We start from the raw sequence: 9201 nt of genomic DNA, 5'->3' as shown, positions 1-9201 counted from the left end.
CATGAGGGAGTTCGTGCCGCTTCGGGTCTTCCTGGTCTGGGTCGTGCTGGTCGTCGCGACCGCCGCTTCGTGGTGGTTGGGCGCCGATCACCCCTTGGCCGGCGTTGCCGGGCACGCCGGCTCGGCGCTCGTGGTCGTCATCGCGTTCGTCAAGGTGCGCTACGTCGGTCTCGACTTCATGGACCTGCGCTCGGCGCCCGCACCGCTTCGTCTCGCTTTCACCTTGTGGATCGTGTCAGCGGGCGTGGCCACGGTCGCCCTCGTCCTGGTCTGAAGGCGTCGACGAACGTGCGTTGTCACTCGAACGAGTGATGTTCCGAGGCGCGAGAAGTTTGAATGAAGATTAGAAACCAGCTACTATCCTCCGAGTGATCCACCGGCTGCCAGTCGGCCGCGAGGGTCGCCTCAAGTACCACATCGTCGTGGAGGCAGCTATGTCGTCGTTCAGCAATGAGGATGAGGTCTACCGCTACATCGGCGGCATCTTCGAATCCGCGTTCGAGGATGCGGAGATCGGTCCCAAGCTCGTGGACACCGGTCTCGTCCTCAAGTTCAGCTTCACCGAGCCTGACAGCGAGCTCGTCATCGACATGCCGGGCAAGCAGGTGCACCGCGCGGACACCGACGGGCTGACGCCCTCGGCGACCATGTCCATGAAGGGCGAAGTCGCGAACGCCTACTGGCAGGGCAAGGTGAACCTGCCGTTCGCCATGGCCAGGGGCAAGATCTCCGTCGAAGGCAACGTCGCCAGCCTGCTCAAGCTCGCTCCGCTCGGCAAGAAGCTGTACCCGGTCTACATCGACCATCTGACGAACGACGGTCGCCAAGACCTGCTGGTCTGAGGGCACTCCATGGGTGGATTGCTCCTGGCAGGGGACGACCGCGGCGTCGCTCCGGCGCCGGACGTTCCGGACCGGCCGGCGGTGGATTCGGCGGCCGGCTACTGGTGGCGCGTTGCCGAGCGTGCTCGAGCAGGCGATCGTGGCGCCTTCGCGGAGCTGTACGAGCGGCACGTCGACTCGATCTTCGGCTACATCCTCGTCCGCACCGGCGATCGGACCCTCACCGAGGAGTTCACCAGCGAGACGTTCCTCCGCGCACTGCGCCGGCTGAACACGCTCACCTACCGGGGTACGTCGGTGCGCGCGTGGCTGATGACCATCGCGCGGAACCTCATCCTGGACGACGCGAAGTCGGCCAGGCGCCGGTACGAAGTGTTCTTGCCGGACGATTTCGACGGCGTCGCGAACGGTCCGGACCCGGCATCGGCCGTGTGTGGCCGGGTCGCGGCCGAGGAGCTCCGGCGTCGCATGCTGGAACTGACCGCTGAGCAGCGGGAATGCCTGTACCTGCGATTCTTCGAGCACCTCGAGGTCGAAGAAGTCGCCCAGCTGATGCGACGCAGCAACGGCTCGGTCCGGCAGCTGCAGCTGCGGGCCGTGCGCCGGCTCGGCGCCCTCATGGCGCCCGAACTGTTCGACGCCTGACCCCGCTCGACGAGAGGAAGTTGTTGTGTATCCCGGAATCCACGCGCGTTCGACGCCCGAAAAGCCGGCCGTCGTCATGGCCGGTTCCGGCCGAGTGCTGACGTACGCCGAGCTCGACCACGACTCCGCGAAGCTCGCGCGGGTGCTGCACGACGCCGGCCTGCGCCGGGGCGACGTCGTCGCGCTCCTATCGGACAACGCGGCCGAGTGCTTCGAGGTCTACTGGGCGGCGATGCGCTCCGGGCTGTACATCACGGCCATCAACCGCCACCTCGCCGCGGACGAGGTCGGATACATCGTCAACGACAGCGGCGCGAAGGCCCTGGTCGTCTCCGCCGCGCTCAAGGAGATCGCCGAGGCGATCGTCCCCCTGACGAACGCAGCCGAGCTGAAGCTGGCGTTCGGAGGCGAGGTCGCGGGTTACGGCGACTACCGGAACGCACTCGAAAATGCGGGCCCGGCACTCGGGGACCAGCCCCGTGGAGCCGAGATGCTGTACTCGTCCGGCACGACCGGACGCCCGAAAGGGGTGCGGCTTCCGCTGCCGGACCGGCAGGTCGATGAGCCGGGTGACTTCCTGGTGCCGCTGTTCCAGAAGATGTACGGCCTCGGCCCGGATGACGTCTACCTGTCCCCGGCGCCGATCTACCACACGGCACCGCTGCGCTGGTGCGGCGTGTTCCACTCGCTCGGGGCCACCGTTGTCGTCATGGAAAAGTTCGATCCCGAGCAGGCCCTCGCCGTGATCGAGCGGCACGGCGTGACGGCCACGCAGATGGTGCCGACGATGTTCGTCCGGATGCTGAAGTTGCCGGAGGAGATCCGGAACCGGTACGACATCGGCAGTCTCAAAGTGGCGGTCCACGCTGCCGCGCCGTGCCCGGTCGACGTCAAGCGGAAGATGATCGATTGGTGGGGACCGATCATCCACGAGTACTACGGCTCCACCGAAGGCAACGGGATCACGTTCATCGACACCCCGCAGTGGCTCGAGCGTCCCGGGTCGGTCGGACGAAGCGCGCTGGGGCCGGTCCACATCTGCGACGACAACGACCGCGAGCTGCCGCCGGGGAAGGTCGGCCTGATCTACTTCGAGCGCGACGAACTGCCCTTCGTCTACCACAACGACCCCGGGAAGACCCGGGCCGCGCAGCACCCGGACCACCCGAATTGGACGGCTATCGGCGACGTCGGGTACGTCGACGACGACGGATACGTCTTCCTCACCGACCGCAAGTCCTTCATGATCATCTCTGGCGGGGTGAACATCTACCCGCAGGAGATCGAGGCCGTGCTGACCCTGCATCCCAAGGTCTTCGACGTAGCCGTGATCGGGATCCCGGACCCCGAAATGGGCGAGCAGGTCAAGGCGGTCGTGCAACCCGCGGCTGGCGCCGCGGCGGGCGCGGACCTGGAACGCGAGCTGATCGAGTACGTCCGGGCCCGCATCGCGCACTACAAGGCGCCCCGGAGCGTCGACTTCGTCGGGCAGCTCCCACGCACGCCCACCGGGAAGCTGCTGAAGCACGCCATCCGGCAGCCGTACCTCAACGGCGCGTCCGCGACCGTCTAGCACACCATCGAGAATCAGGAGCGACGATGACGTCGATCATCGAGCGGAAGCGGCAGTACGACCCGGCATCGGTCTCCCCGCTGTCGTTCTGGGCCGCGACGGCAGAAGAGCGCGAGGCGACCTTCAAGGTTCTCCGCGACGAGCGCCCGATCAGCTGGCACCCGCCGTTGGAAGGCACGCTCACCACTCCGGAGCAGGAGGGGATTTGGGCGATTACTCGCAACGCCGACATCGCCCAGGTGAGCAAGGACCCCGAAACGTTCTCGTCCGCGTACGGGGTACAGCAGGAGGAAGTGCCCGAAGACATCCTCGATGCCGCCGAGTCCTTCCTCGGCATGGACGCGCCCCGCCACACCCGGTTGCGGCGGTTGGTGAGCGCCGCGTTCACACCCCGGCAGGTCGCCAAGATCGAAGACCAGATCAAGTCGCAGGCCGCCCGGATCGTCGACGACTTGCTCGATGTCGGCGATTGCGACTTCGTCTCCCAGGTTTCGAAGCGCCTTCCCATGTGGACGATCTACGAGATGATGGGCCTGCCTGAGGAGCACCGGGAGGCTGCCGCTCACGGTGCGGACGGCATGGTGTCGTGGGCCGACCCCGACGTCGCGGGCGGTCGCGAGGCCGGACAGGTCCTCAACGATTCCCTGGTGAGCCTCCTGTCGATCGGCATGGACTTCGCCGAGTACCGGCGGGAACATCCGGGCGACGACCTCATGACGAACCTGCTGCAGGCCGAGGTCGACGGGCAGCGGCTGACCGACGAGGAGATCGGCGCGTTCTTCGTGCTGCTGTCGGTGGCCGGCAACGACACGACGCGCAACACGATCAGCCTGGCGATGAAGGCGCTCTGCGACTTCCCGGACCAGCGCGAGGCTTTGGTCGGTGACTTCGACGGCACGATCAAGACCGCGATCGAGGAGTTCGTGCGGTGGGCCAGCCCGGTGATGACGTTCCGGCGCACGGTGCTCAAGGACGTCGAGCTGCACGGCCGGCACATCTCCGCCGGTGAATGGGTCGTGATGTTCTACGCCTCGGGCAACCGCGACGAGCGGGCGTTCGTCGATCCGGCCAAGTTCGACGTCCGGCGGAACCCGAATCCGCACGTCGGCTTCGGTGGTGGCGGCCCGCACTTCTGCATGGGCAACATGCTCGCCAAGACGCAGCTGCGCGCCATCTTCGACCAGCTCCTCAACCGGGTGCCGAAGCTCCAGGTGGGCGACCCCACGTTCCTCGTCGGCAACTTCGTGCATGGGGTGAAGTCGATGCCCTGCACTGTCCGCTGAGCCACCGGAAGCGGGCGCTGGACCGAGGAACTCGGTCCAGCGCCCGCTTCCGTCGGGTCAGTTCGCCACGAGCGCGCGTAGCCTGCCAACTTGATCGATCCGCTTCCCGGGGTCTCCGGCCAGCGGGTTGAGCATCAGCGTCGTCACGCCGGCCGCAGAGAATGCGTCGAGCTGCTCGCGGACCTCGTCCTCGGTGCCGATCAGGGATACCGCGCGGGCCAGTTCGTCCGGGACCGCGGCAACCGCGGCGTCCCGTCGGCCGGCCAGGTAGTGATCCTGGATCTCGGCGGCGGCCCCTTCGTATCCGTACCGGCAGGCGAGGTCGTTGTAGAAGTTCTTGCCGCGGGCGCCCATGCCGCCGATGTAGAGCGCCAGCTGTGGTTTGACCGCGTCGAGATGCTGTTCGGCGCCGTCGCCCAGAGCGAAAGCCACGGTCACGATCACATCCAGCTCGCCCAAGTCCGGCTTTCGGAGGCTCTTGCCCTCCGCCAGGGCCTGGCCCCAGGCGAGGTGAGCTCGTTCGGGCGCGAAGAAGATCGGGTTCCAGCCTTCGGCGATCTCTGCGGCCAGGGCGACGTTCTTCGGCCCGATCGCCGCCAGGGAGATCGGGATGCGCTCCCGCAGCGGCGTGTTGATCAGCTTCAGCGGCTTGCCCAGGCCCGTTCCCTCTTCTGCGGGAAGCGGAATTCGGTAGTGCTGCCCCGAGTGCTCGATGCGTTCTCGGCGCCACACGGCGCGGCAGATGTCGATGACCTCGCGGGTCCGGCCCAGTGGCGCGGTGTAAGGCAGGCCGTGGAAGCCTTCCACGACTTGGGGGCCGGACGCGCCGAGGCCGAGCTCGAATCGCCCGTTCGAGACGAAGTCGAGCCCGGCCGCTGTCATCGCGGTCAGTGTCGGCGTCCGGCTGTAGATCGCCAGGATCCCGGACTGCAGCCGGATGTTCTCGGTCTTGGCAGCGAGGTAGCCGAGCTGGCTCACGGCGTCGAAGGAGTAGGCCTCTGCGACGGCCGCGACATCGAGACCGAGCTTGTCGTAGTCGGCGATCTCCGCCGCGGTCCGGCGGAAGTCCGACGAGTACGATGCGAAAATACCCAGACGCACGGTGCCCTCTTTCGGATGAATGCTCGAGCAGTCGGTCGCTTGGTCAGATCTCGGGCGCGGGCACCAGGCCCGACAGCACGGCGCCCGAGATGCCTCCGTCGACGATGAGCGGATGGCCGTTGACCCAGCCCGACTCCGGTGAGGCCAGGAAGAGGACCGGCGCCGCGATGTCGTCCGGTGTCGCGTGCCGCCCGAGAAGGAACTTGACGCCGTCGAGGTTGTCCTTGCCCATGGACTCCTCGAAGTCCGCCAGGATCGGCGTTTCGACGGGTCCGGGCAGCACGGCGTTCATCCGCATCTCCTGCTCGACCAGGCCCGTGGCCATGGCCATCGTGTAGACGATGACAGCTTCCTTGGAAAAGTTGTAGGTGTTGCCCTCCTGCGGGTTCTGCCGGAACCATTCTAGCCCGGATTCGAAATCATCGGCCGCCAGCAGAGCCCGGTGTGCCTCCAGTCGTTCGGCCCAGCGGAACCCCGCGGTCGAGGCGACGTTCACGATCGCGCTACCAGGCTCGAGCCGGTCGAAGAGGGACTCCGTGAGGTGTCGCAGGCCCAGGAAGTTCACCTTGAAGACCAGTTCGGACGGAGCGGTCCCGGGGATGCCGGCGACGTTGATGAGTGCGTTCCATCCGGTTCCCAGCTGCTCCACCGCGCCATCGATACTGGCCGGGTCACTGAGGTCGATCGCGATGTGCTGGTTCACCGCGGCGGTCGGTGTGTTGCGGTCGAGGCTTGCAACTTCCGCGCCGCCCTTGATGAGCTGCTCGGCCACCGCGTGGCCGATTCCGGAAGCCGCGCCGGTGACGACGCACCGGAGGCCGTTAACGCTCGTCATTGAGGGTCCCTTCGTAGCGAAACTCGGCTGACGGCGGGCGGCGTGGCAGGTGCCTCCCGGCCGTCATTCGATTTTAACTTAGACTATAAAATGAGGTATCGTGTCCGCTCAAGGGGTGGTAGGCCCGGCGGCAAGCTGTCGATCGAAGGAGATTGCAGTGACATCGGACGTCTCGAACACGACGGTGAACGGCAGCGCGGTGCCCGCGCCGGCCGGCAGTTCGCCGGAACCGGCGGTCGACCGTGTCGTGGCGGGACTGCGCCAGACCTTCGCGTCGGGCCGCACCCGGTCACACGCTTGGCGAGTCCGGCAACTGCGCGCCATCGAGCGGCTGCTCGACGAGCGGGAGAGCGAGATCGCCGCAGCACTCGGGGAAGACCTCGGACGGCCGCCCGCCGAGGCGTGGCTGGGCGACATCGCCTCCACGAAAGCCGAGGCCACCTTCGCCCGCAAGCGCGTGGGCAAGTGGATGAAGAAGCGCCGCACGGGCTTGTCTCTGAGCTCGCTCCCGGGCCGGGCCTGGTACCAGTACGAGCCGCTCGGCACCGTTCTGATCATCGGCCCCTGGAACTATCCGGTCTACCTCTCGCTCGGGCCGCTCGTGGCCGCCGTCGCGGCGGGCAACTGTGCGGTGGTCAAGCCATCCGAGCATGCCCCGGCGTCCTCGGCGCTGCTCGCCCGGCTGATTCCGCAGTACCTGGACCCGGATGCCATCGCGGTCGTCGAAGGCGAAGCCGAGGTGACGCAGGATCTGCTGGCGCAAGGCTTCGACCATGCTTTCTTCACCGGTGGCACGGAAATCGGCAAGCTGATCATGAGCGCCGCGGCCCCGCACCTCACGCCGGTCACGCTCGAATTGGGCGGCAAGAGCCCGGTGATCGTGACCCGGCACGCGGACATCGAGGTGGCCGCCCGCCGGGTGGCGTGGGTGAAGCTGATGAACTCGGGTCAGACGTGCATCGCGCCCGACTACGTCCTGGTCGACCGCAGCGTCCGCGAAGAGTTCGTGAATGCGGTCGTCAAGACGATCGGCGCGTTCCGTGTCGACGAGGCGGGCACTTTGCGCATCGTGAACCGGCGGCAGTTCGACCGGGTGGCCGCGCTGATCGAGCAGGCTGACGGTGTCATCGCCTGCGGCGGCGGGACCGACGCGGAACGGCTCGGAATCGAGCCCACCGTCATCGTCGACCCCTCCCCGGACTCCGACGTGATGGCCGCCGAGATCTTCGGCCCGGTCCTCCCGGTCCTGACCGTCGACTCGCTCGACGAGGCGATCTCCTTCGTCAACGCGCGGCCGAAGCCGCTCGCGACATACCTGTTCAGCAAGGACTTCCGGGATCGCGACCGCGTACTCGACGAAGTCAGCTCGGGTGGCGCCGTGGTCAACCACGTCGCGATGCACTGCCTCGAACCGCACCTGCCCTTCGGTGGTGTGGGCGACAGCGGGATGGGCGCGTACCACGGACGGTGGGGCTTCGAGACGTTCAGCCACCGGAAGGCCGTTCTCGCCAAGCCGTCCCGGCCTGACCCGGCGATGGTCTACCCGCCCTACACCGAGAAGAAGCTGAAGCTCATGCGGCGGGTCTTCTGAGGTCGCCGTGACCACTGTGGAGCGTCCGGTCGTGGACGACCGCCGCGTGCTGCGCGCGGCGGCCGCCGAGCTGCACGACGGCGTCGCGCAGACGCTTTTCGCTTCCAGCATGGAAATCGAGGAGCTCACCGACGTCGCCGGGGTCCCGGCGGACGTCCGCGAACGTATGGCACGCATCGCGTCCAACCTGCACAAGGCGTCGCTCGAGCTGCGCGGTGTTCTGGTGGGGATGTTCGAGCCGGGCAACGCCGAGCGCGGCCGGACCGTCGTGGACCGGATTCGCGCCTGTGTCGACGACCTGCTCCAGCGCAGCGATCTCACGGTCGACATCCGGCTCGAAGGCACGGGTACCGAGCCGGACGACGAGTGCGCGGGCCTCGTCGTCCGCTGTGTCCGCGAAGGGCTGGCCAACGTCGTCAAGCACGCCGATGCCACCGAAGTGCTGGTGATCGTCCGGCGCGGCGGTAGCTGGTGGACGGTGATGGTCGAGGACGACGGCATCGGCGACGCGGCCGTCGTCCGCCACATCATCACGAAGTCCGCAGGCCTCTCGCTCGGCTTGGCGAGCCTGAGTGCCGAAGCCGAACGACTCGGAGGGCGGCTCTGGCTGTCCTCGGCCGGCCGGCTCAGCGGCGTCAGCCTGAGTGTGTCGGTCCCGGTGCAAGCAGGGAAGTGATCGCCTTGGTGGAGACAGCGGACGGAACGACTACGAGATCCGCCGTGCGTGCGGTCCTCATCGACGACCACCAGCTGGTGCTCGAAGGCCTCGGCCGGGTGCTCCAGCGCCAAGGAATGCAAGTCGTCGGCACCTTCCTCGACAGTGCCGAGGCGTGCCGCTTCCTCCGTCAGAGCCCGGTCGACTTCGTGGTCGTCGATCTGCGGCTGGGGGAGATGTCCGGCCTTCAGGCGGTCCGCGAAGTCCGATCACTGCTGCCGCGCTCGCGGATCGCCGTTCTCACGAGCTACGACGACCCGGCCGCCGCGAGCGAGGCCGTGCGGGCCGGCGCGACCGGTTTCCTGCTCAAGACCACCCTCTCCAGTGAGCTGGGCCGTCAGCTCCGCGAAGTCGCCGACGGCAACCTCGTCGTGGACGCGCGTGTCGCTTCCGCGGTGTTCGAGCCGCGTCGGCTGCTCGGTGACTCGGAACTCAAGACGCTGGCGCTGGTCGCCGCCGGGCTCACGAACCGCGAGATCGGTGCCCGGCTGCACCTGAGCCATCACACGATCAAAGACCACCTCACCAAAGCCATGCGCAAGCTCGGCACCAGCACCCGTGCGGAGACGGTCGCCAAGGCGGTTCAGCAAGGGCTGCTCGAGCGGGCATGACCGGC

10 protein-coding genes are annotated in these 9201 nt (G+C 67.4%); 8 read left to right on the top strand and 2 right to left on the bottom strand.

The annotated features are described in order from the left end of the window. The 5 genes from H5411_RS44980 to H5411_RS44960 form a co-directional block, all read left to right on the top strand. Positions 1 to 274 (top strand): cytochrome C oxidase subunit IV family protein (locus tag H5411_RS44980; RefSeq protein WP_183127862.1); only part of this gene is annotated, 274 nt, incomplete at its 5' end. A gap of 94 nt (positions 275 to 368) precedes the next feature. Next, complete coding sequence (locus H5411_RS44975; RefSeq protein ID WP_312878755.1) at positions 369 to 842, top strand: SCP2 sterol-binding domain-containing protein; 474 nt, start codon at positions 369 to 371, stop codon at positions 840 to 842. 9 nt (positions 843 to 851) lie between these two features. Beyond that, the gene (locus H5411_RS44970; protein WP_183127861.1) at positions 852 to 1487 is read left to right on the top strand and encodes an RNA polymerase sigma factor; all 636 of its coding nucleotides are present in this window, start codon (positions 852 to 854) and stop codon (positions 1485 to 1487) included. Between the two features lie 25 nt (positions 1488 to 1512). Continuing rightward, a complete protein-coding gene (locus H5411_RS44965) occupies positions 1513 to 3060 on the top strand; it encodes an acyl-CoA synthetase (protein ID WP_183127860.1) in 1548 nt (515 codons plus the stop codon). Between the two features lie 26 nt (positions 3061 to 3086). Continuing rightward, positions 3087 to 4343, top strand: a complete 1257-nt coding sequence (locus tag H5411_RS44960; protein ID WP_183127859.1) for a cytochrome P450 — start codon at positions 3087 to 3089, stop codon at positions 4341 to 4343. 57 nt (positions 4344 to 4400) lie between these two features. On the opposite strand, the gene H5411_RS44955 is transcribed toward H5411_RS44960, so the two are convergent. After that, entirely contained in the window at positions 4401 to 5444 is a 1044-nt protein-coding gene (locus H5411_RS44955; protein WP_183127858.1) for an LLM class F420-dependent oxidoreductase, read from the bottom strand. A 43-nt stretch (positions 5445 to 5487) separates the two neighbouring features. After that, positions 5488 to 6279: a coniferyl-alcohol dehydrogenase gene (locus H5411_RS44950; RefSeq protein ID WP_183127857.1), complete on the bottom strand. Its 792-nt coding sequence runs from the start codon at positions 6277 to 6279 to the stop codon at positions 5488 to 5490. 157 nt (positions 6280 to 6436) lie between these two features. Between H5411_RS44950 and H5411_RS44945 the strand changes: the two genes are divergently transcribed. The 3 genes from H5411_RS44945 to H5411_RS44935 are packed head-to-tail and all read left to right on the top strand — an operon-like array spanning position 6437 to position 9196. After that, positions 6437 to 7870 carry an aldehyde dehydrogenase family protein gene (locus H5411_RS44945; RefSeq protein WP_312878754.1) on the top strand — a complete coding sequence of 478 codons (1434 nt, stop codon included), beginning with the start codon at positions 6437 to 6439 and terminating at the stop codon, positions 7868 to 7870. Between the two features lie 7 nt (positions 7871 to 7877). After that, the gene (locus H5411_RS44940) at positions 7878 to 8546 is read left to right on the top strand and encodes a sensor histidine kinase (protein WP_183127856.1); all 669 of its coding nucleotides are present in this window, start codon (positions 7878 to 7880) and stop codon (positions 8544 to 8546) included. Between the two features lie 44 nt (positions 8547 to 8590). Then, entirely contained in the window at positions 8591 to 9196 is a 606-nt protein-coding gene (locus tag H5411_RS44935; protein ID WP_183127855.1) for a response regulator transcription factor, read from the top strand. Positions 9197 to 9201: the final 5 nt, after the last annotated feature.

Source organism: Amycolatopsis echigonensis (assembly GCF_014174495.1).
Taxonomy (GTDB): Bacteria; Actinomycetota; Actinomycetes; order Mycobacteriales; family Pseudonocardiaceae; genus Amycolatopsis; species Amycolatopsis echigonensis.
The sequence above is the reverse complement of the archived record's forward strand: the minus strand, read 5'-3'. Positions and strand labels throughout refer to the sequence as shown.